General features: G+C 66.1%; 21 protein-coding genes, 1 tRNA gene and 1 riboswitch. Of the genes, 12 read left to right on the forward strand and 10 right to left on the reverse strand.

Annotated features, from left to right (window positions below):
* Nucleotides 1–27: 27 nt before the first annotated feature.
* The 6 genes from C2847_RS07785 to mnmE all read left to right on the forward strand — a co-directional run bounded on the left by C2847_RS07785 (nt 28) and on the right by mnmE (nt 6,642).
* The gene (locus C2847_RS07785) at nt 28–1,149 is read left to right on the forward strand and encodes a pyridoxal phosphate-dependent aminotransferase (protein WP_105317868.1); all 1,122 of its coding nucleotides are present in this window, start codon (nt 28–30) and stop codon (nt 1,147–1,149) included.
* Complete coding sequence (gene pdhA / locus C2847_RS07790; RefSeq protein WP_105317869.1) at nt 1,146–2,186, forward strand: pyruvate dehydrogenase (acetyl-transferring) E1 component subunit alpha; 1,041 nt, start codon at nt 1,146–1,148, stop codon at nt 2,184–2,186. Before C2847_RS07785 ends, pdhA begins: the two co-directional genes overlap by 4 nt.
* Entirely contained in the window at nt 2,180–3,175 is a 996-nt protein-coding gene (locus tag C2847_RS07795; protein WP_105317870.1) for an alpha-ketoacid dehydrogenase subunit beta, read from the forward strand. Before pdhA ends, C2847_RS07795 begins: the two co-directional genes overlap by 7 nt.
* A 258-nt stretch (nt 3,176–3,433) precedes the next feature.
* Nucleotides 3,434–4,027 carry a CBS domain-containing protein gene (locus C2847_RS07800; RefSeq protein ID WP_244187382.1) on the forward strand — a complete coding sequence of 198 codons (594 nt, stop codon included), beginning with the start codon at nt 3,434–3,436 and terminating at the stop codon, nt 4,025–4,027.
* A 38-nt stretch (nt 4,028–4,065) separates the two neighbouring features.
* Entirely contained in the window at nt 4,066–5,340 is a 1,275-nt protein-coding gene (hemL, locus tag C2847_RS07805) for a glutamate-1-semialdehyde 2,1-aminomutase (protein WP_105317872.1), read from the forward strand.
* A 3-nt stretch (nt 5,341–5,343) separates the two neighbouring features.
* Nucleotides 5,344–6,642, forward strand: coding sequence for a tRNA uridine-5-carboxymethylaminomethyl(34) synthesis GTPase MnmE (gene mnmE / locus C2847_RS07810; RefSeq protein ID WP_105317873.1), 1,299 nt, complete (start codon nt 5,344–5,346; stop codon nt 6,640–6,642).
* A 9-nt stretch (nt 6,643–6,651) separates the two neighbouring features.
* Here mnmE and metX read toward each other — a convergent pair whose 3' ends face one another.
* Nucleotides 6,652–7,794, reverse strand: a complete 1,143-nt coding sequence (gene metX / locus C2847_RS07815; protein WP_105317874.1) for a homoserine O-acetyltransferase MetX — start codon at nt 7,792–7,794, stop codon at nt 6,652–6,654.
* Nucleotides 7,791–9,056, reverse strand: coding sequence for an O-acetylhomoserine aminocarboxypropyltransferase/cysteine synthase family protein (locus tag C2847_RS07820; RefSeq protein ID WP_105317875.1), 1,266 nt, complete (start codon nt 9,054–9,056; stop codon nt 7,791–7,793). The genes metX and C2847_RS07820 overlap by 4 nt, the downstream gene beginning before the upstream one ends.
* Before the next feature lie 129 nt (nt 9,057–9,185).
* Nucleotides 9,186–9,322: riboswitch (SAM riboswitch) on the reverse strand.
* A gap of 116 nt (nt 9,323–9,438) precedes the next feature.
* Here C2847_RS07820 and C2847_RS07825 point away from each other — a divergent pair.
* From C2847_RS07825 to C2847_RS07845, 5 genes are all read left to right on the forward strand, one after another.
* A tRNA-Pro gene (locus C2847_RS07825) sits at nt 9,439–9,515 on the forward strand.
* A gap of 40 nt (nt 9,516–9,555) precedes the next feature.
* Nucleotides 9,556–11,046 (forward strand): PhoU domain-containing protein, encoded by a 1,491-nt coding sequence (locus tag C2847_RS07830; RefSeq protein WP_105317876.1) that lies wholly within the window; start codon nt 9,556–9,558, stop codon nt 11,044–11,046.
* Nucleotides 11,047–11,056: 10 nt separating this feature from the next.
* Nucleotides 11,057–11,572: an RsmD family RNA methyltransferase gene (locus C2847_RS07835; RefSeq protein ID WP_105317892.1), complete on the forward strand. Its 516-nt coding sequence runs from the start codon at nt 11,057–11,059 to the stop codon at nt 11,570–11,572.
* Nucleotides 11,573–12,058, forward strand: coding sequence for a pantetheine-phosphate adenylyltransferase (coaD, locus tag C2847_RS07840; RefSeq protein WP_105317877.1), 486 nt, complete (start codon nt 11,573–11,575; stop codon nt 12,056–12,058).
* Nucleotides 12,059–12,077: 19 nt separating this feature from the next.
* Nucleotides 12,078–13,670 carry an aldehyde dehydrogenase family protein gene (locus C2847_RS07845; protein WP_105317878.1) on the forward strand — a complete coding sequence of 531 codons (1,593 nt, stop codon included), beginning with the start codon at nt 12,078–12,080 and terminating at the stop codon, nt 13,668–13,670.
* Nucleotides 13,671–13,709: 39 nt separating this feature from the next.
* Here the strand turns inward: C2847_RS07845 and aroH are convergent, their stop codons facing one another.
* Nucleotides 13,710–14,078 carry a chorismate mutase gene (aroH, locus tag C2847_RS07850; protein WP_015717231.1) on the reverse strand — a complete coding sequence of 123 codons (369 nt, stop codon included), beginning with the start codon at nt 14,076–14,078 and terminating at the stop codon, nt 13,710–13,712.
* 68 nt (nt 14,079–14,146) lie between these two features.
* On the opposite strand from aroH, the gene C2847_RS07855 reads away from it, so the two are divergent.
* The gene (locus C2847_RS07855; RefSeq protein WP_105317893.1) at nt 14,147–14,800 is read left to right on the forward strand and encodes a PIG-L deacetylase family protein; all 654 of its coding nucleotides are present in this window, start codon (nt 14,147–14,149) and stop codon (nt 14,798–14,800) included.
* Here C2847_RS07855 and C2847_RS07860 read toward each other — a convergent pair.
* The 7 genes from C2847_RS07860 to C2847_RS07890 are packed head-to-tail and all read right to left on the reverse strand — an operon-like array spanning nt 14,688 to nt 21,319.
* Nucleotides 14,688–16,064, reverse strand: coding sequence for a chloride channel protein (locus C2847_RS07860; RefSeq protein ID WP_208619944.1), 1,377 nt, complete (start codon nt 16,062–16,064; stop codon nt 14,688–14,690). The two genes, C2847_RS07855 and C2847_RS07860, sit on opposite strands and share 113 nt — an antisense overlap.
* Nucleotides 16,064–17,173 (reverse strand): amidohydrolase family protein, encoded by a 1,110-nt coding sequence (locus C2847_RS07865; RefSeq protein ID WP_105317879.1) that lies wholly within the window; start codon nt 17,171–17,173, stop codon nt 16,064–16,066. Before C2847_RS07865 ends, C2847_RS07860 begins: the two co-directional genes overlap by 1 nt.
* The gene (locus tag C2847_RS07870) at nt 17,154–17,936 is read right to left on the reverse strand and encodes a GNAT family N-acetyltransferase (RefSeq protein ID WP_105317880.1); all 783 of its coding nucleotides are present in this window, start codon (nt 17,934–17,936) and stop codon (nt 17,154–17,156) included. The genes C2847_RS07865 and C2847_RS07870 overlap by 20 nt, the downstream gene beginning before the upstream one ends.
* Nucleotides 17,909–19,018 (reverse strand): o-succinylbenzoate synthase, encoded by a 1,110-nt coding sequence (gene menC / locus C2847_RS07875; protein WP_105317881.1) that lies wholly within the window; start codon nt 19,016–19,018, stop codon nt 17,909–17,911. The genes C2847_RS07870 and menC overlap by 28 nt, the downstream gene beginning before the upstream one ends.
* On the reverse strand, nt 19,009–20,277 hold the full coding sequence (serS, locus tag C2847_RS07880) for a serine--tRNA ligase (RefSeq protein ID WP_105317882.1): 1,269 nt from the start codon (nt 20,275–20,277) through the stop codon (nt 19,009–19,011). The genes menC and serS overlap by 10 nt, the downstream gene beginning before the upstream one ends.
* Nucleotides 20,278–20,279: 2 nt before the next feature.
* Nucleotides 20,280–20,549, reverse strand: a complete 270-nt coding sequence (gene gatC, locus C2847_RS07885; RefSeq protein WP_208619945.1) for an Asp-tRNA(Asn)/Glu-tRNA(Gln) amidotransferase subunit GatC — start codon at nt 20,547–20,549, stop codon at nt 20,280–20,282.
* 26 nt (nt 20,550–20,575) lie between these two features.
* Nucleotides 20,576–21,319, reverse strand: coding sequence for a DUF554 domain-containing protein (locus C2847_RS07890; protein ID WP_105317884.1), 744 nt, complete (start codon nt 21,317–21,319; stop codon nt 20,576–20,578).
* Nucleotides 21,320–21,330: the final 11 nt, after the last annotated feature.

The following is a 21,330-nucleotide window of genomic DNA, read 5'->3' on the forward strand; positions in this document are numbered from 1 at the left end:
AGGGAGGCTTTGGGCTACCCTTTACCTATGCGCCTACATCCCCGCACCCAGGCTGCCCGGGAGAGCATCTTTCCCAAGATGAGCCAGCTGGCGGCCAGGCTTCAGGCGGTGAACCTGGGCCAGGGTTTTCCCTCCAACCCACCGCCTGCCTTCCTCCTCGAGGCGGTGCAAAAAGCCCTGGGCCGTTTTGACCAATACGCCCCTCCTGCAGGCCTTCCCCAGCTTAGGGAGGCCTTGGCAGAGGAGTTTGCCGTGGAGCCTGAGGCGGTGGTGGTCACCTCCGGGGCCACGGAGGCGCTTTATGTGCTCCTCCAAAGCCTGGTGGGTCCGGGGGATGAGGTGGTGGTGCTGGAACCCTTTTTTGATGTCTACCTTCCCGATGCCTTTTTGGCGGGGGCCCAGGCCAGGCTGGTGCGCCTGCCCCTGGAGGAGGTGGGGTTTCGCCTGGACCTCAGGGCCCTGGAGGAGGCCATCACCCCCCGCACCCGGGTCCTCCTTCTGAACACACCCATGAACCCCACGGGCTTGGTCTTCCACCAGGAGAAGGAGCTCAGGGCCCTGGCGGCCCTGGCCCAGAGGCACGACCTTTTCCTGGTTTCCGATGAGGTCTATGACGAGCTCTACTTCGGGGAAAGGCCGCCCCGCTTAAGGGAGTTTGCCCCTGAGCGCACCTTCACCGTGGGAAGCGCGGGGAAGCGCCTCGAGGCCACCGGTTACCGGGTGGGCTGGATCGTGGGGCCCAAGGGGTTCATGCCCGCCCTGGCGGGGATGCGCCAATGGACCAGCTTCTCCGCCCCAAGCCCCCTGCAGGCGGGGGTGGCGGAGGCCCTGAGGTTGGGTCGCAGGGAAGGGTTCTACGAGGCCTTGCGGGAGAGCTACCGGAAAAGGCGGGATCTGCTCCTTTCTGGGCTCAGGTCCATGGGCCTCAAGGCCTATGAGCCCGAAGGCACCTACTTCCTCATGGCCGAGCTTCCGGGGTGGGACGCCTTCCGGTTGGTGGAGGCGGCCCGGGTGGCCCTGATCCCGGCTTCGGCCTTCTACCGGGAGGACCCGCCCCCCTACCTCTTCCGCTTTGCCTTCTGCAAGACCGAGGAAGAGTTATCCCTAGCCCTGGAGCGCTTGGCCCGTGTGGTAAACTCGCCAGCGTGAAGCTCAAAGTGGTCCAGTACCTGGACAAGGAGGAGTTCCCCCTAAGCGAAGGGGAGGCTCTCGCCCTTTACCGGGCCATGCGCCGGGCTCGGTTTTTTGACGAGAAGGCCCTCCTCCTCCAGCGGCAGGGGCGGCTTGGGGTCTACGCCCCCTTCATGGGACAGGAGGCGGCCCAGGTGGGGGTAGCCCTGGCCTTGGGGGATAGGGACTGGGTGGTGCCCAGCTACCGGGAGTCCGCCCTGCTCCTGGCCCGGGGGCTCCCCATCCACGTCCTGATCCTTTACTGGCGGGCCCACCCCGCGGGCTGGCGCTTCCCCGAGGGGGTGCGGGCGGTGAACCCCTACATCCCCATCGCCACCCAGATTCCCCAGGCGGTGGGCCTGGCCCTGGCGGGGCGGTACCGGGGGGAGGACTGGGTGGTGGCCACCTCCATCGGGGACGGAGGGACCAGCGAGGGGGACTTCCACGAGGGGCTGAACTTCGCCGCGGTCTTCCATGCCCCGGTGATCTTCTTGGTGCAGAACAACCAGTACGCCATCAGCGTGCCCCGGGCCAAGCAGATGCGGGTGGATTACATCGCTAGGCGGGCCGAGGGGTACGGGATGCCAGGGGTGGTAGTGGACGGGAACGACGCCTTCGCCGTCTACCTGGAGGCCAAAAAGGCAGTGGAAAGGGCAAGGAAGGGGGAGGGGCCCACCCTCCTCGAGGCCCTCACCTACCGCCTGGCTCCTCACACCACCTCCGACGACCCGAGCCGCTACCGCACCCGGGAGGAGGAGGAAGCCTGGCGCTCCAAGGATCCCATCCTGCGCCTCCGCAAGGCCCTGGAAGCGGCTGGGCTTTGGGATGGAGATTTGGAGGAGGCCCTTCTAAGGGAGCTGGAGGAGGAGTTTGCCCGGGAGCTGGCCCTGGCGGACCAGGCTCCCGAGCCCACGCCCGAGGTGATCGTGGAGCATGTGTACGCGCGGTTGGGCCTCGACCAGCGGCGGGCTTGGGAGGCCTTGAGGCGGGGGAAACACGTGGAGGAGCTATGGTAGCGGAAAAGGCCAGGGTGCTGAACCTGGTCCAGGCCATCAACGAGGCCCTGGACCTGGCCTTGGCTCGGGATGAGCGGGTTTTGGTCTTTGGGGAGGACGTGGGACGGCTTGGGGGGGTTTTTCGGGTCACGGAGGGCCTCCAGGCCAAATACGGCGAGGGCCGGGTGTTCGATACCCCCCTGGCGGAAAGCGGCATCCTGGGCCTGGCCATCGGCCTGGCTATGGGGGGGATGCGGTCCGTGGCCGAGATCCAGTTCGCGGGCTTCCTTTACCCCGCCCTGGACCAGATCCTCTCCCACCTGGGCCGCTGGCGCCACCGCTCCCGGGGGCGGGTGGGTTTGCCCGTGGTGGTGCGGGCCCCCTATGGAGGCGGGGTGCATACTCCCGAGCAGCATGCGGACTCCCCTGAAGCCCTTCTGGCCCATACCCCTGGGGTTAAGGTGGTGATTCCCTCGAGCCCCGAAAGGGCCAAAGGGCTCCTCCTTTCCGCCATCGAGGACGAGGACCCGGTCTTCTTCCTGGAGGCCATCAAGCTCTACCGGGGGGCACGGGCGGAGGTGCCGGAGGGCTACTATACCCTCCCCCTGGGCAGGGCCCGGGTGGTGCGGGAAGGGAAGCACGCCACCCTGATCGGTTACGGGGGCATGGTGGAGGTGATGCTGGAGGCGGCGGAGGTGGCGGCTCGGGAGGGTGTAGAGGTCTTGGTGGTGGACCTGGAGACCCTGGTGCCCCTGGACGAGGACACTCTTCTGGAAGCCGTTCGGGAAACCGGCCGTGCGGTGGTGGTTTACGAGGCCATGCGCACCGGGGGCTTCGGGGCCGAGATCGCCGCCCGCATCGCCGAAGGGGCCATCGATTACCTCCAGGCACCCGTGGTGCGGGTGGCGGGGTACGACGCCCCCTATCCCCCCTTCAGCGCCATTGAACACCACTACCGCCCGAGCGCCAAGAGGGTGCTCGCCGCTTTGCGTCGGGTGCTAACCCACTGAGCGGGGTACGCCTCATGGGCTCGAGGGAGCGGTTGCTCTTTGGGGATACTTCCCTTTCTCCGGAGGAGATGCCGGAACGGGTGGGTTGTGGGTGGGCAGGGTGTGGATTCAGGCAGAACGAGGTTTTGGCAACAATTCGGCTTTGCATTCATGTAGTAATGGCCTAGTGTAAGAGGAAACCTTGACAATTGGCCACTACTTACGCATCATAAACCCATGAGCTGGGGGCCGCCTGGTGGACTGACCCTTAAAGACCTGATGCGCACCCACCTGGTCGTGGCCTCGCCCCGCACCTCCCTGGGGGAGGCCCACCGCCTCTTGGTCCAGACGGGCGTCCGTTACCTGCCGGTGGTGGAGGGGGAGCGGTACTTGGGCCTTGTGGGCGAGCGGCAGCTTCGCCTGCCTCTGGCCCCTTGGGCTCCCGGGCACTTGCGGGCGGATCCCCAGGCCCCCGTGGTCCGCTTCCTGCAACCCTTTCCCCAGGCCCATCCCGAGGAGCCTTTGGAGGAAGCCGCCTTTCGCCTGGAGGCCGCCCGGTTAGGGGCCTTGCCTGTGGTGGAGGGGGAAACCCTCTTGGGCCTGGTGACCGCCTATGATCTCCTGCGCGGCCTTTTAGAACTTCTCCGCCCCAAGGCTCCTGCCACCCGCCTGGACCTTCTGGTGCCGGATTTGCCGCGCCTTGGAGAGGTGTTTCGGGCCCTGGAGGCAACGGGCACGCCCCTGGTGGGCCTGCACCTTTTCCGGGAGGTCGGGGGCTTGGGCTTCCGGGTCCTCCTCCACGTGGGTGCTCTGGACGTGAGGCCCTTTTTGGCCCGCCTCGAGGCCCTGGGCCTCCGACCCATGCGCCCTTGAGCCCGGGTCGGTGCCCTGCCCCCTGGTAAAGTGGGGGTATGGAACGTCCTCTTTCCGAGGGGCTTTTCGCCGAGGCACAAAAGCACATCCCGGGCGGGGTCAGTAGCCCGGTGCGGGCCTTCAAGGCCGTGGGGGGCACCCCTCCCTTCCTGGTGCGGGGGGAGGGGGCCTACGTGTGGGATGCCGACGGGAACCGCTACCTGGACTACGTCCTGAGCTGGGGCCCCCTCATCCTGGGCCACGCCCACCCGGAGGTGGTGCGGAGGATCCAGGAGGTGGCCGCCCAGGGCTTCACCTTTGGGGCCCCTCACCCTTTGGAGGTGGAGCTGGCCAAGGCGGTGAAGCGGGCCTACCCAGCGCTGGAGCTGGTGCGCTTCGTCAGCTCGGGAACCGAGGCCACCATGAGCGCCTTGCGCCTGGCCCGGGGGTACACGGGCAGGCCCTACATCGTGAAGTTCCGGGGCAACTACCACGGGCACGCGGACGGGCTTCTGGTGGAGGCGGGAAGTGGGGCCCTTACCCTGGGCGTACCCTCCAGCGCCGGGGTGCCCCGAGAGTACGCCCGGCTTACCCTGGTCCTAGAGTACAACGACCCCGAGGCCCTCCGCGCCCTTCTGAAGGAGCGGGGCGAGGAGATCGCCGCCATCATCTTTGAGCCGGTGGTGGGCAACGCTGGGGTCCTTATCCCCACGGAGGAGTTCCTCGAGGCCTTGCACCAGGCCCGGGAGTACGGAATCCTCCTCATCGCCGACGAGGTGATGACGGGCTTTCGCCTGGCCTTCGGTGGGGCCACGGAGCGGCTCGGCCTCAAGCCCGACCTGGTCACCCTGGGGAAGATCCTGGGCGGGGGGCTACCTGCGGCGGCCTACGGGGGGAGGCGGGAGGTCATGGAGAAGGTGGCCCCCCTGGGCCCGGTGTACCAGGCGGGGACGCTTTCGGGAAACCCCCTGGCCATGGCCGCGGGCCTGGCCACCCTGGAGATTTTGGAAAAGAACCCCGACTACTACGCCCGCCTGGAGGAGGTGGGGGCGAAGCTGGAGGCAGGGCTCAAGGCTATTCTCTCCCGCAAGGGCATCCCCCACGCGGTGAACCGGGTGGGCTCCATGCTCACCGTCTTCTTCACGGAAGGGCCAGTGCGCACCTTCGCCGAGGCCAAAAGGACCGACACCGAGCTTTTTAGGCGCTTCTTCCACGGCCTACTGGACCAGGGGGTGTACTGGCCCCCCTCCAACTTCGAGGCAGCCTTCCTCTCCATTCTCCACGGGGAAGAAGAGGTGGCCATGACCCTCGAGGCCCTGGCGAAAGCCCTCTAGCCCATGACCCTTAAGGAACCCATCTGTGCCATCGCCACTCCCTTGGGCAAGGGGGCCATCGGGGTGGTGCGGCTTTCCGGGGAGGGAGCCTTGGAGGTGGCAAGCCGGGTGTGGCGGGGGAAGGACCCCAGGAGGCTGAAAGGGGGGCGCTTTACCCTGGGGGAGGTGGTGGACCCGGAAACCGGGGAGGTGCTGGACCAGGCCCTCCTCCTGGTCTTCCGGGCCCCCCGCTCCTACACGGGGGAGGATGCCTGCGAGTTCCACACCCACGGCTCCCCGGCGGTGCTCCGGCGGGTCCTGGAGGCCCTGGTGAAGGCGGGGGCCCGGCTGGCCGGTCCTGGGGAGTTCACCTTCCGGGCCTACATGAACGGGAAGCTGGACCTGGCGCAGGCAGAAGCGGTTTTGGCCCTGGTGGAGGCGGAAGGGGACCTGGCCCGCCGTCAGGCCTTGAGGAGCCTCGAGGGGGGCTTCTCCCGTAAAATCGCCGCCTTGGAGGATAGGCTTCTTTCCCTTCTTGCCCACATCCAGGCCCTTCTGGACTATCCCGAGGAGGGGGTGGAGCCCCTCGAGGCCAGACGGGTGATCGACGGGGTGCTGGAGGAGGTGGAGGCCCTCCTGGCCCAGGCCCGCTCCTCCCGCCTGGCCCAAAGGGGAGCCCGGCTAGCCCTGATCGGGGCCCCCAACGCCGGGAAAAGCTCCCTGCTGAACGCCCTTCTGGGCTACGAGCGGGCCCTGGTTTCCCCCATCCCCGGCACCACCCGGGACTACCTGGAAGCGCCCTTGGAGCTTTTCGGTATTCCCCTGGTGGCGGTGGACACCGCGGGGATTCGGGACACCTTGGATCCCCTGGAGCGGGCGGGGGTGGAAAGGGCCTTAAGAATCGCCGAGGAAGCCGATCTCGTGCTCTACGTGGCCGACCGGTCGGCCCCCAAGCCTCCCCCTCCTCCCTTGCCCTCAAGGACCTTGAAGGTGGCCACCAAGGCGGACCTACCTCCCCTTTGGGAGGACGCGGAGTTCATCCCGGTGTCCAGCGTGATGGGGGAGGGATTAGGCCAGCTTAAGGAGGCCATCCGGGAGGCGCTTTTGGGAAAGGGGGGAGGGGAGTACCTCCTGAGCGAGCGTCAAATCGAGGCCCTTCATCAGGCCAGGGAGAGGCTTTTGGAGGCGCAAAACCTCCCGGAGGACCTCATGGGATTGGCCCTCGAGGAGGCCCTCAAGGCCTTGGCTTCCTTGAGGGGCAGGAAGGGGGTTTCCGAGGAGGTGGTGGCCCGGGTTTTCCAGAATTTCTGCGTGGGAAAGTAGCCGGGCCCTTCAGGGCAGGAAGGAATCCAGGATGGCCTCCACCTGGTCGGTTTCGATCAGGAAGGCGTCGTGGCCGTGGGGGCTATGGATCTCCCGGTACCTTCCCCCGCTTAAGCGGGCCACGTGACGCAACTCCTCGGCGGGGTAGAGGAGGTCGGTGTCTATGCCCACGAAGAGGGAGGGCAGGTTTTTGAGCCGCTTCAGGGCCTCCTCCACCCCACCCCTTCCCCGGCCCACATCGTGGGTATCCATGGCCCGGGAGAGCACCAGGTAGCTTTCCGCGTGGAAGCGCTTAAGGAACTTCTCCCCCTGGTAGTCCAGGTAGGTTTCCCCCCTTTCCGGCTCCTGGCCCCAGCGGGCTTCGAAGCCCTTGGGTGCGCGGTAGCTCATCATGGCGATGCCCCGGGCCAAGGCCATGCCCTTGGGGGCAGGATGACCGGCATGGTACCCAGGGTCTAGGAGGATAGCCTGGCGGCTCAGGTAGTTGAAGGCCCGGGCCCAGGGGCCATGCCTTGCGGGAGCGGCCAGGACTACCAGTTTCTTCACCCTTTCCGGATACATGAGGGCGAATTCCAGGGCCACCATGCCGCCTAAGCTTCCCCCGATCACGAGGGCTTTCTCTACCCCCAGGTGGTCCAAAAGCCTTGCCTGGGCCCGGGCCAGGTCGCGGATGGTCAGGGGAGGAAACTCCTTGGCGTAGGGCCTTCCCGTGCGGGGGTCTACGGAAAGAGGTCCGGTGGAGCCATAGCAGCTTCCCAGGTGATTGGCGGAGATCACGTAGTAGAGAGCGGGGTCCAGGATCCGCCCGGGGCCCACCAGGGAATCCCACCACCCTTGGGGGCCGAAGGCCTTCTCCAGGGGGGAGAGGCTTTGGAAGGTGGCCTCGTCGTAGGTGCCTGCCAGGTGGGCGCTTCCCGTGAGGGCGTGGAAGACCAAGACGGCGTTATCCCTGAGCCGGGAAAGCCGGCCGTAGGTTTCAAACCGCAGGCGCACCTCGGGCAGGAAGCCCCCAAGCTCGGTGTAAAACCCTTCCCGCCTGGGGAAGAGAACGGCGGTGCGGGGCCTAGGAGGGGGGATGGAAAGGGGGGAGCGGGGAGGCTTGAGGATGAGGGCCTCATGCTCCCCCCAGGTTTCCAGGGCGATCTCGCTCATGCCAGGGCCTCCTTAAGCTCCGCTTTCAAGTCGTTCACGTGCTCGAGGCCCACGCTCAAGCGCACCATCTCCGGCAAAACCCCCGCCAGGGCCTGCTCCTCCGGGGAGAGCTGGGAGTGGGTGGTGGAGGCGGGGTGGATGGCCAGGGTACGGGTATCCCCCACGTTGGCCAGGTGGGAGATGAGCTTGAGGCGGGAGATGAAGCGCTTGGCGGCCTCGTACCCTCCCTTCAGGCCAAAGGTGAGGACGGCTCCCGGTTTCCCCCGGAAGTACTTCTGGGCGCGGGCGTGGTGGGGGTGATGGGGGAGCCCTGGGTAGTTCACCCAGGCCACCTGGGGTTGCTCCGCAAGCCAGTGGGCCAGGTGCAGGGTGTTTTCCACGTGGCGCTCGGCCCGTAGGGAAAGGGTTTCCATCCCGAGAAGCACCACCCAGGCCTCAAAGGGGCCCAAGGCCTGGCCCTGGTCGCGAAGCCCATCCACCCGGGCCTTTACGATGAAGGCCAAGTTCCCAAAGGCCTCCACCAGCCTGAGGCCGTGGTACCCGGGCTGGGGCTCGGTGAGAAGGGGGTAGCGGCCGTTATCCCAGGGGAAGTGCCCCCCGTCCACGATGCCCCCGGCGATCACCGCCCCGTGCCCTCCCACCCACTTGGTGAGGGAATGGGTCACCACCGCCGCCCCCCATTCCAAGGGCCTGAGGAGGTAGCCTCCCATGCCGAAGGTGTTGTCCACAAGAAGGGCCACCCCCACTTCCCGGGCGGCTTGGGCCAGGGCCTCGAGGTCCGGGATGTTCAGGGCGGGGTTGCCGATGGACTCCACCCACCAGGCCCGGGTCCTTTCGTCGGTGAGGGCCAAAAACTCCTCCGGGCGTTCCTCCCGGGAGGTGAAGCGCACCTCAATCCCAAGCCGCTTCAGGGTTACCTTGAACTGGTTAAAGGTTCCTCCGTAAAGGTTCGGGGTGGAAACGATGTTGTCCCCCGCCTGGGCCAGGGTGGTGAGGGCCAGGAACTGAGCGGCGTGGCCCGAAGAGGTGGCCAGGGCCGCCTTACCCCCCTCGAGGGCCGCCAGACGCCGTTCCAGCACCTCCACCGTGGGGTTCATGATGCGGCTATAGATGTTCCCGAACTCCTTCAAGGCGAAGAGATTGGCGGCGTGCTCGGGACTCTGGAAAAGGTAGCTGGCGGTGGGGTAGATGGGCACCTGGCGGCTTAAGGTGGTGGGTTCGGGCTCGTAGCCGGCGTGGAGCTGCAAGGTTTCAAAGCGCATCCTTGGCCTCCTTTCCAAGAACCTGCCGGGGGCGCTTGGAAGGGGCCAATAAGAAGGCCCCTTCTGGCGGGAAGTGCAGGGGCACCGTTCTCTCGCCTAGAAGGGGTTGGGCGTGGCGCTTACCCCCCTCTCTTATCGTCCCCGGGCGTTTCCCCCACCCGGGCCGGCCTTGGCACCAGCCCCACCCGCATCCGGCCATGAAACGGAAGGGATGGGAGGTTGCCGCGGTTTCACAGGGCCGTACCCTCCACCGCTCTGGATAAGAGAACGGGCTGGTTTTCGCCGCGCCCCGGCGCGGTTAAGGGTCAGTGTAGGGGCTTGGGGCTTGGCCGTCAACACCCTTTGACCTTTTGGCCCTCCTCCCCTATACTGAACTCCGCTACGGGGAGTAGCGCAGCCCGGTAGCGCACCTCGTTCGGGACGAGGGGGTCGCTGGTTCAAATCCAGTCTCCCCGACCAGAAGGCCGGCCTTCGGGCCGGTTTTTCGTATACTCCTCCCGTGGGCTTTCTAGCGGGCCTTGCCCTTCTGCTTTTGGGGTTGCATCTGATCGGAGAAGGGCTTGCCTCGGTAAAGGGGAGGAGGTACTTGCTGGCCCGGGCCTTCTCCAGGCCAGGGAGCCTTCTGCTTTCCGGTCTTCTCCTGGGGCTTTTTTCGGGTAGCGGCACCGGCCTTTCCCTCCTGGCCCTGGGGCTGTTGGAAGGGGGAATCTTCTCCCTGGGGCAGGCCACCCTCCTTTCCCTGGCCGCCACCGCTGGGGCCAGCGCCTGGGTGGGGGTGGTGGCCCTGGCGCAAAGGGAGGTGGCTGAGGTCCTGCTGGCTCTGGGCCTCCCTCTTTTCCTCTTCCGGGGAAGCCGAAGCGGCGGGCTGGTCCTTTTGGGCTTGGGTCTTCTTTTCCTGGGCTTTTTGGAGATGGGCCAGGGGGCCAAGGCTTTTGCGCCCCTTTTGAGCCTTCTGAATCCGGGTCCATGGGCCCTGTACCTGGTGGGGATCGTCCTGGCCTTTTTCCTGGGAACCGCCAACGGGGTGGCGGCCTTGGCCCTTGCTCTTATGCCCTTTTGGGGACAGGAGGGCAGCATGGCCTTGACCCTGGGGGCGGGGGTGGGGGTTTCGGGAGCCCTTTTTCTGGCGGCCTTGGGGGGTAGGCGGGAGGGATGGCCTTTGGGGGTGGCCCTTTTGGGGCATCGCTTTCTCTTTTCCCTGCCCTTTTTGCTTCTGCTTGGGCCGCTTGGGGGGGTGGGGGTGGTGGGGCTCCACCTCCTAAGCCACCTGGCCTACGCCATAGCCTTTCTTCCCCTCCAGGGGCGTTACCTGCGCCTTACCGAAGGTCTCTTTCCCCGCCGTACCGTAAGCCCCAAGTACCTTTCCCCCGAGGCCTTGGAAACCCCTAGCCTGGCCTACGCCCTGGTGCAACGGGAGCTTGGCCGGGTGGCGGATGCTGTGCGGAACATGCTGGCGCGGGCGGTGCGGATCCTGGCCCAGGAGGAAGGGGGCGAGGCGGAGCTCGAGGCGCTGGAGGACAAGGTGGACCGGCTTACCCGGGAGGTGGTCCTCTATACCGCCGAGCTTTCCACCCGCACCCGGGACGAGCGGGCGGTGCGGTTCTTCGTGGCGGCCAGCGAGCTTGAGCACCTCGGGGATCTGGTGCGCCGGGTGGTGCGCCAGACGGCGAAGCTTTGGGCCCAGGGCCTCACCTTTAGCCCGGAAGGCAAGGAGGACCTTTTAGAGGCGGGGAGGCTGGTGCTAGGCCGCTTAGAGCGCATGGCGGCTGCCTTGGCCACGGGGGATAAGGCCTTGGCCCAGGGGGTTGTGTCTGAGGAAAGGGAGGTGGCGGCCTTTCTGGATCGCCTGCGCCGGGCGCACCTGAGCCGTTTGGAGAGCGGCCGGGCGGAAAGCCGGGCCACCACCTTGGCCCACCTGGACCTTCTCATCACCCTGGAAGAGGTTTCCGGTGGGGTGGACAGGCTTTGCCGCCTGGTCCAGGAGCTTTAAGCTAGGAAACGTGGTGAGGATCCTGGGCGGCAAGGCCAAGGGGGTGCCACTGAAGGTGCCGGCTTCGGCCAGGCCCTCCCCGGTGCGCCTGAGAAAGGCCCTTTTTGACTACCTTCGCCTCCGCTACCCCAAGCGGGGCCGGTTCCTGGACCTGTATGCGGGAAGCGGGGCGGTGGGCCTCGAGGCGGCCAGCGAGGGTTTTGAGGCCACCCTGGTGGAGAAGGACCAGGAAGCGGTGGCCCTTCTTAAGGAAAACCTCCGCCACACGGGGCTAAGGGCGCAGATCGTTCCCCTTCCCGTGGAGGTTTTTCTGCCGGAGGCCAAGGCTCGGGGCGAGCGCTACACCGTGGCCTTCATGGCCCCTCCCTACTCCCTGGATCTCGTTCAGGCCTTCCAGGCCCTCCTGGAAAGCGGCCTGGTGGAGAAGGGAGGGCTTTACATCCTGCAACACCCCAAGGACCTGCATCTTCCCTTCGGGGAACGGCGGGTTTACGGGGAAAATGCCCTCACCCTGGTGGAGGCTTAGATGCATGTGGTCTATCCGGGAAGCTTTGACCCCCTAACCAATGGGCATTTGGACGTGATCCAGCGGGCAAGCCGCCTCTTTGACCGGGTCACGGTGGCGGTGTTGGAGAATCCCAACAAGCGCGGGCAGTACCTCTTCACCGCCGAGGAGCGACTCAACATCGTGCGGGAGGCTACCGCCCACCTGCCGAATGTGGAGGCTCACACCTTTTCCGGCCTTTTGGTGGATTTCGTAAAGCGGGTGGGTGCCCAGGCCATCGTCAAGGGTCTAAGGGCGGTTTCCGACTACGAGTACGAGCTCCAGATGGCCCACCTGAACCGCCAGCTTTTGCCGGGCTTGGAAACCCTTTTCATCCTGGCCGCCACCCGGTACTCCTTTGTGTCCAGCACCATGGTGAAGGAGATTGCCCGCTACGGGGGGGATGTGTCCAAGCTGGTGCCCCCGGCCACCCTAAGGGCCCTCAAGGCCAAGTTCGGCCAGGGGTAAAATCCCCTTGGAGGTTGCCATGAAGGTCTTTCCCAGCAAGTACGGGAACACCCTGGAGTTTGGGCATCTCATCGGAGGGGAGGAGGTCTTTGAGGGGGAGGTTTTGGAGAGACGGAACCCCTCGGACCAGGAGGACCTGGTGGCCCGCTTTCCCGAGGGCGCCAAGGAAACCCTGAGGAAGGCCGCCCTAAAGGCGCGGGAGGCCTTTAGGGAGTGGAGCCAGACCCCGGCGCCCGTGCGGGGCCAGGTCCTCTTCAACCTGGCCAAGATCCTGGAACGGGAGAAGCCCACCCTGACCCGGCTCATGGTCAGGGAGGTGGGGAAGACCTTCAAGGAGGCGGGGGGGGATGTGCAGGAGGCCATCGACACCGCCATCTTCTTCGCCTCGGAGGGGCGGAGGCTCTATGGCCAGACCGTGCCCAGCGAGATGCGGAACAAGGAGCTCTTCACCTTCCGCAGGCCTTTGGGGGTGGTGGGGATGATCACCGCCGGCAACTTCCCCATCGCCGTGCCCAGCTGGAAACTGATCCCTGCGGTCCTTGCGGGCAACACCGTGGTCTGGAAGCCTTCCGATGACTCCCCGGTTCTTTCCTATATTTTCGTCAAGCTCTTTGAGGAGGCGGGCCTCCCTCCTGGGGTCATCAACGTGGTCTTTGGAGGGGGGAAGGACTCCACGGGCCAGTGGCTGGTGGAGCTTATGGACGAGGGTCTCCTCAACAAGTTCGCCTTCACCGGCAGCACCAAGGTGGGGCGCTGGATCGGGGAGGTGGCGGGGCGGAACCTGATCCGGCCCACCCTGGAACTTGGGGGAAAGAACCCCCTGGTGGTGATGCGGGATGCCGATCTGGATTTGGCGGTGGAAGGGGCCTGGTGGAGTGCCTTTGCCACCGGGGGGCAACGGTGCACCTCGGCGGGCAACATCATTGTGGACGCGCCCATTTATGACGAGTTCAGAAGGCGCTTCCTGGAAAGGACCGAGGCCACGGTGGTGGGCAACCCCCTTCTCCACCCCGAGGTCACCTACGGTCCCTTTATCAACGAGCGCCTGTTCCAGCGCTGGCTGGAGCACTACACCTGGGGGCAGGAGGATGGGGCTACCTTGCTCTTTGGCAAAGGGCGGATCACCCGGGAAAACCCCTACCCCCGCTTCCAGGGCGACCCCGAGGCGGGTCTTTACGGCTGGCCCACGGTGTGGGAGGCCAGGCCCGGCATGCGCCAGTTCGCCGAGGAGATCTTCGGCCCCACCATCAACCTGGTTAAGGTGGACGGCATCGAGGAGGCCATCGAGGTGGCCAACGCCACGCCCTACGGCCTATCCAGCGCCATTTACACCAACCACCGCCACTGGGCCTACCTCTTCAAGGTGGGCATCCGGGCGGGGATGACCAGCATCAACAACACCACCGTGGGCGCAGAGGCCCACCTGCCCTTCGGCGGGGTGAAGGCGAGCGGCAACGGGGCCCGGGAATCCGGGGTTTGGGTCATAGAGGAGTACACCTACTGGCATGCGGTGAACGAGGAGTACTCGGGCCGCCTCCAGCTGGCCCAGATGGATACCGGCTACGTGAGCCCCAAGCCCCCCACGCCCTGGGGAGAAATCCTGGGCTTTTGAAGGCGAACGCCTTCCTGGTGGTCTTGGGATTCGCTTTGGCTACTGGGCGCTTTCCAGGTCGGGCCTCAGGCGCACCGCATCCCTAAGGTACACGTGGCGCACCTGGTCCTGGGGGGTGTCCGTGTTCCAAAGGGCCAGGACCCGGATCACCCGGGGCAGGCTTCCCGGCACCGGCACCTCCCGGGCGGAGAGAAGGGGAACCCGGTGCATGCCGATCTGGCGGGCGGCCTCGGCAGGGAAGGCGGAGTGCAGGTCCTCCGTAACCGTGAAGATGATGGCTGCCAGCTCCTCGTGGCTTTGGATGCCGTTTGCCTCCAGCATCTTGAGGAGGAGCTCTCGGGTGGCCTGGTGGATGGCCTCCGGCGTGTCCTCCTCCACGGTGATGGCGCCTCGGATGCCCCGGACCATTGTTGGGCTCCATGCTAAGGGGTTTTCTTCCTTAGGGCAAGGAGGGTAGGCTAAGGACCATGAACCTGATGGCGGTGTTTGCCCATCCTGACGATGAGATCGGGGCTCTGGGCACCTTGGCCCTCCACGCCCGGCGTGGGGACCGGGTGCTGTTGGTGTGGATGACCAGGGGGGAGTTGGCCAGCCAGTTTGGGGCCATGGAGGAGGCAAAGGTGGCGGAGATACGGGAGGGGCACGGGGCCCATGTGGCCCGAGCCGTCGGGGCCGAGTACCGTTTTCTCCCCTTTCGCGACACCTTTCTCACGGGGAGCAGGGAGGAGGCCCTGGCCCTAGCCCGGGTCATGGCCGAGTTCCAGCCGGATGCGGTGATCACCTGGGATCCCCTGGACGTTCACCCGGACCACCGGGCCACGCACCAGGCGGTCCTCTCCGCCTTGAAGTTCTGCCGCATACCCAAGCTGGTGGGGGAAGCGCACCGCAAGCCGGTCCGGCTCTACCACTATCCCCGCAGGGAGCTGGCCAGGCCGTGGCTTTACGTGGATACCACCGCCACCGAGGAGGTGGCCGAGGCGGTGTTTGCTTTTTACCAGGAGTTCTACCGCTGGCCTTTTACCCTGGAGGAGTTTCGCGCCCGCCGGCGGCTTCGGGGCCAGGAGGCGGGGGTTCCCTTTGCGGAAGCGTTTCAGACAGACTCTCCGCCGGCGTGGCCTGCGCTTCCCTGACGCCTTCCATGGGATTGTAGGCGGGGGTGAGGACATAGGCTAAGAGCACCGCGGGTAGAACCAGGGGCAAGGTGGCGTACCCGCCCCACTCCGCCGCCAAAACGGTGGCGGCGAAGGGGGCACGGGCTACCCCTGCCAGCACCGCCACGCTTCCCGCCAAGGCCAGGGTTTCAGGGGGTAGGGCCAGGGGACCGGGCAGGTGGGCCAGGAAGGCCCCCAGTAGCCCCCCCAGGACCAGGGCAGGGGTGTAGGGGCCTCCGTAGGCCCGTACCCCGCTGGCCAAGAGGAGAAGAAGGAGCTTGGCCAAAAGCAAGGACAGCACAGCGAGGGGAGGCAGAAGGGGAGTGGTGGCCACCACCACCCAGCCCAGGCCACTGCCCAAGGCTTCGGGCAGGAAGAGGAGGGCCAGGGCCAGGGCTAGGCCCAGGAGGGCATGGCGCCATGGATAGGGAAGGGGGCGGATGCGGCCCTCGAGGAGGCGGGCCCCCTCTAGCCACAGGGTGGCCAGGGCGGCGGCCACCAGCCCTACCAGGGCGCCGGCGGGGAGGGCACCCATATCCACCTGGGCCTGGAAGGTTAGAAGGGGAGTGTAGCCGTAGAAGGCTCCGTAGACGGCAAAACCCGCCAAGGCACCGATAAGGGCGGGGGTAAGGGCCCGGGCCTCGAGGAGCAAGCTCCGGTAAAGAATCTCCGTGGCCAGGAGGGCTCCGGCCACGGGAGCGTGCAGGCTGGCTCCAAGCCCGGCGGCGAGCCCGGCAAAGGCGAGCCCCCCGCCCAGCCGAGGAAAGCGCCGGTCCAGCCCCCGGCCTAGCCAAAGCCCCAGCACCCCAAAGGGACCCTCGCGCCCCATGGGGGAATAGAGGGAAAGCTGGAGTATCCCTCCCAAAACGGCCCGCAGGTGGGATAATGGGGGGTTTGGCCGGTCCTCCCGGGCCTGAAGCAGGAGAGCGGCAAGCCCCTGCCCCGTCCCCAGAAGGCTGGTGAGGGCGAAGAGAAAGGGAAGGAGGAAGGCGAGGGGCCAGAGGGAGGGTCCAGTGAAGGCCTGGGCCAGGCCTCCTTCCCCTGGGGGCTCGGGGGCCAGATAACCAAAGAAGAGACCAAAGGCTTCCGTCAGAACCCGGAGTAGCCCATTCAACAGGGCCACCAACAGGCCGGCCAGGGCCCCGGTGAAGGCGCTGTAGAGGATGAGGGGGCCAGTGTGCCGGATTTCCTCATCCCAAAGGGAGGGGAAGCTGAGCTGGGAGCCGCGGCCCAAGGGGCGCATCAGAGGGAGTGTACCAGACTCACGGGGGCTCCTCGGGCCAGGCGGGGGGTGGGAAGGCCCAGGGCCCGGTCCCCTCCCCGGGTCAGGGCCCGGATGAGAAGCCGGGGATCCACCTTTCCCCAGAGGAAAAGGGCCTCGTTTTTCACGTCCAGGTCTGGGCTGCTGGCCCGGGAGTCCGTGCCCAGGGCCAGCTCCACCCCATGGCGGGCGTAGAGGTGGATGGGAGCCTCCCCCACCTCCAGGTAAGCGTTGGACCGAGGACAGAGGATGACCTTGGTGCCGGAATCCGCCAGCATCCTCACCTCTTCCTCGTCCACCTGCACCCCGTGGACCAAAAGGGTGTTGGGGCCCAAGGCGCCAAGGGCCCGAAGGTAGCGGATGGGGGTTAGACCCGGGGGTTCAAAGGGGGTTCGGCTGAAGCGTCCGTGGATCTGGGTTAAGAAACCCTCTCCTTTTTGCAGGAAGGCCGCTTCTTCCTGGCTTTCCCCTGCGTGGACCATCAGGGGGAGGCCCTCGGCCCTGGCGTACTGGGCGAGCCGCTGCAACAGGGGTGCGCTCACCGAGTAGGGGGCATGGGGGGAAAGCCCCACCCTCACCCGTCCTTCCAGGCGCCGCCAGGCCTTGACCTTAGCCTGGACCTGCTGGAACACTTCCTCGGCGTCCTCGGGATCCGGGGCGAAGACCTCGTAGAAGGCCACCCCCGGCAAGGGGCTTTCCCGGAGCAGGAACTCCATGACCTCGTCCTTAAACACCACGTCGGCGAAGGCCCCTGCCCCGGAGCGCAGGAGTTCCTCCAGGCCTTGCCTTGCTGCTTCCAGCCCCCGCTTTTCCCGATGGGCCACCACATGGGGGATGAAGCCGGGAAAGGGTCCCTGGTAAAGGGGGTGGAGGGAAAGATCCAGGTGGGTGTGGGCGTTCACCGGGGGTGGGAAGAGGGCCTTACCCTTGTGGACCACCTCTGCTTGGGGGAAACGGGCCCGGAGTTCCTCCAGGCTTCCCTGGCCCACCACGGTAGGCCCCTGTACCGCAATCCCCCCCCGGAGCATGGGGGTGCCGAAGCCCGTGTAGACCACCTCCGCCGTCCAAAGCTCAGTCTTTAGCCAGAACATACCGGTTGGGGTGCCGCACGAAGTCCACCGCCCGGTAGCCCCGGGCGAAGTAGTGGCCGAGGACCCGGCGGCTGTGTTCCCGCCAGGTGAGGGCTAAGGCGGGATCGTCTTTTAGGATCCTTCCCCAGTCCTCGGGGATCTGGAAGAGGAGACGGGGCGCCTCGAGGTCCAAGAAAGCCTCCAAGGGCTTTTCCTCCTCCACCCGGTTGGCCTGGGGTAACCCCTCGGCCTGGGCCTCGGGGGGAGGGGCGTAGATGCGGGTGTAGACCCTCTCCGAGAGGAGCTCCCACTCCGCCAGAAGCCGGTCCGAGGGGGCCCCGGCGTTGATGCCCGTCATGGGGCCGTAGTGGTCGGGGAGGTAGGTCTTGGCGGTGGCCCCTAGCTTTCTCAGGTTGAAGTTGGCGTTCACCCCCCGTAAGGGGTCAAAGGTCCAGACCACCTTGCAGATCCCTCGGGCCAGGCACCAGTCCCGCTGGAAGCGTTTGAGGAGGAGGGCGGCCCCTGTACCCCGGTAGGGCTCCAGCACCCCCAGCATGTGGGAGTGCTGGAGCGTGGGGTCTTGGGTGGGGAAGCCAAAGACGAAGCCCACCATCTTCTCCTCCACGAAGGCCCCCGCCACCAGGCCCCCCTCGTCCTGGGCGGCGATGAGAAGGCCCCTTGGCACCAGGTCGCTTTCCGCACGGCCCCAGACCTTCCGCTGGAGCTCCACCACGGCCTCCATCTCCTCGGGGCCCTTTAGCTCGCGGACATGTACCTCTGCCATAGGGTGATCCGCTCCACCAAGGGAAGCTTCAGGTGCACCCCGATGCCTGGACCCTCGGGCACGGGCATGAGGCCCTCCTCCGCCTCGAGGGCCTCTTCCACGATGTCCTCCTCCCAGTAGCGGCTGGCCGAGCTCACGTCCCCGGGCTTGGTGAAGCCGGGCAGGGTGGCCAGGTGGAGGTTGTGGGCCCGGCCCACCCCAGCCTCCAGCATTCCTCCCATCCAAAGGGGAATCCCGGCGCTTTGGGCCAGAGCGTGGACCTTGAGGCTTTCCCCGTGGCCCCCAAGCCGGGCCGGCTTGATGTTGAAAACCCGCCCTGCCCCAAGCTCAATGGCCTTCCTCGCCTTCTCCGCTGAGGTGAGGCTCTCGTCCAGGCAGATGGGGGTGGCGATTTCCCGTTGGAGCCGGGCGTGGTCCAGGAGATCATCGTAGCCCAAGGGTTGCTCGATATAATCCAAAAAGAGCTCGTCCAGCCGTTTCAGCTGGGGGAAGTCGGAGAGGCGGTAGGCGCTGTTGGCGTCGGCGGTGAGGGTGGTCTCGGGGAAGGCTTGGCGCACCGCCTTCAGCACCTCGTAGTCCCAACCCGGCTTGATCTTGAGCTTGATGCGTCGGTACCCCTCGGAGAGGTGCTTTTCCACCACCCTCAGGGTGTCCGCCACCGTGGGTTGGATGCCTAGGGAAACGCCCACCTCCACCCTTTGCCGCACCCCGCCCAGGACCTGCCAAAGGGGCTTTTCTAAACCCTTGGCAAAGAGGTCCCAGAAGGCCATCTCCAGGACCGCCTTGGCCATGGGGTTGCCCCGGAAAGGGCTAAGGGCCTGGCCTAGGGCCTCAGGGTTGGCGAAGTCCTTTCCCAGAACCTGGGGCAGGAAGACCTCCTCCAGGAGGTAGCGGGTGCTGGCCACGGTCTCTTCTCGGTAGAGGGGAAGCCTCTCCATCACCCCTTCCCCTAGGCCCTCGAGGCCCTCTCCGAAAAGCCTCAGGAGGAGGATGGTCCGCTTGGTCTGCACCCCGAAGCTGGTTTCAAACCGGAACTTCAGGGGCAGCTCCAGGATCCTAAGCTCTGCGGCCTCTAGACGCATGGTTCCAGCACCTCCTTGCCCAGGTAGGGGATAAGGGCCTTGGGTACCCTCACCCTGCCGTCCGGGAGCTGGTGGTTTTCCAGGAGCATCACCAGGATGCGGGGGGTGGCCAAGGCCGTGTTGTTCAGGGTGTAGGCGTACTGCACCTTTCCCTCCCTATCCCGGTAGCGGAGGTCCGCCCGCCGGGCCTGCCAGTCCAGAAGGGCCGAGCAGGAGTGGGTTTCCCGGTACCGCCCCTCCGAGGGGACCCAGACCTCCAGGTCCACCTGCCGCCATTTGCCCGGGCCCATGTCCCCGGTGGAAACCTCCAAGAGGCGGTAGGGAAGCTCCAGAAGGCCGAGGATTTCCTCGGCGTTTTGCAAAAGCTCCTGGAAGGCTTGGTCCGAGGCCTCGAGGCTTGCCTCGGTGAGCACGTACTGCTCCACCTTGTGGAACTGGTGCACCCGCATGAGGCCCCGCACGTCCTTGCCGAAGCTGCCCGCTTCCGAGCGGAAGGCGGGAGCATAACCGGCGTACCGCTTGGGAAGCTCCTCCTGCTGCAAAATCTCCCCGCTATGAAGGGCGTTTAAGACCACCTCGGCGGTGCCCGTGAGGTAGAGGTCCGTGCCGGCGATGGGCCAGACCTGGTCCCTGGCGGCCGGGAAGTGTCCGGTGCCGATGAAGGCCTTCTCCCTGGCGTAGGAGGGAAGGGTCAAGGGAGTGTAGCCTTTTCGCACCATGAAGTCCATGGCGAAGCGGATCAGGGCCAGCTCGTAAAGGGCCAGGTCCCCCCTCAAGGCGTAGGTGCGGCTTCCCGAAACCTGGCTGATCCTGGGTTCCCACCAGCCGTTTTTCTCCAGGAGGCTCACGTGGTCCAGGGGAGGGAAGGAAAACTCCGGTGGGTTTCCCACCCGCTTGATCTCCACGTTGGCGGAGTCGTCAGGTCCCACGGGGGCCCCCGGCCAGGGGGGAAGGGGCATCTGGAGGAGCAATTCCCAAAGCCGGGCTTCCTTCTCCCGCAAGGCCTCCTCCACCCCCTTGGCCTCCTCCGCCAGGGTCTTGCCCCGGGCGATGAGGTCGGGTCTGGCCTCAGGGGGCGCTTTGGGCACTTCCTTGGCGATGCGGTTGCGCTCGGTCTGAAGCTCCTGGAGCCGGGCCTTTAAGCCCTGTACCTCGGCGTCCAGGGCCAGAAGGGCATCCAGATTCAGGGCCACCCCCTTTAGGCGGATGGCTTCCCGATAGACCTCGGGGTTGCGGCGGAGATGCTTGAGGTCCACCATGGCTACTCCAGCACCTTGGGCACCTGGAAAAACCCCTCTTCAGCCTCCGGGGCTACTTTTAGGGCCTCTTCCTGGGAAAGGGAAGGAAGGGGCTCATCCTCCCTGAGGCGGCCTTGGGCTTCCTCCGCCCAGGCTTCCCCCACCTGGGGAAGGGCGTCCACGAACTCCAGAATCCGCTTGAGATCCGATAGCAGCAAGGCTTCCTCCTCGGGGGAGAGCCGGATTTTGGCAAGGCTTTCCAGCTTGCGCAGAAGCTCCGGGGATAGCTCCATGCCCCGCATTTTACCCTCACAAAGCCCTACGAAAGCCAGTTGGCCAAAGCCCAGACCAAGGGGGCCAGGAGGAGGGCAGGAAGAAAGGAGCCCACCCGCACCTTGGTGGGGCCCAGGAGGTTGATTCCCACCCCCAGGACCATTAGCCCTCCCACCCCGTTTACCAGGAGGACCCGGGGGTCCTGGGCGGGGTCAGGGAGAACCTGGCTCAGGGTACCGGCCAGAAGGGCGATACCCCCTTGGTAGCCGAGGATGACCAGCACGCTAAACCCAACACCAATGCCGAAAGAGCTGGTGAGGGCGATGGCGGAAAGGCCGTCCAGGGTGGCCTTTAAGAGAAGAATGCTGGGATCCCCGGTGAGGCCGTTTTGGATGGAGCCGAGAAGGGTCATGGGGCCCACGCAAAAGAGAAGGCTTGCGGCCACGAAGCCCTCGGTGAAGCTTCCCCCGCCCCTTACAGCCCGCTTGATTTTTTCCCCGATGCCCTCGAGGGCCTCCTCGATCCGCCACCACTCCCCAAGAAGCCCTCCCAGTACCAGGGCGATGAGTCCCAGGACCACCCCGTCTAGGGCTCCGCCCTTGGCTTTCCCCAGGGCGCTGGCCATGGAGAACCCGATAAAAAGGGTGGTGAGCCCCACCCCCTGGACCATGATGCGGGCCATGCGTTCGGGGAGCCGGCCCCGAAGCAGAAGGCCAAGCCCTGTGCCCAGGGTCACGGTGGCGGCGTTGGCCAGGGTTCCCGAGAGCTTGTCCAGAAGGCTGAGCTCCATGGGGGCTATTC

Source organism: Thermus tenuipuniceus (genome assembly GCF_002964845.1).
In the GTDB taxonomy this organism is placed as follows: domain Bacteria; phylum Deinococcota; class Deinococci; order Deinococcales; family Thermaceae; genus Thermus; species Thermus tenuipuniceus.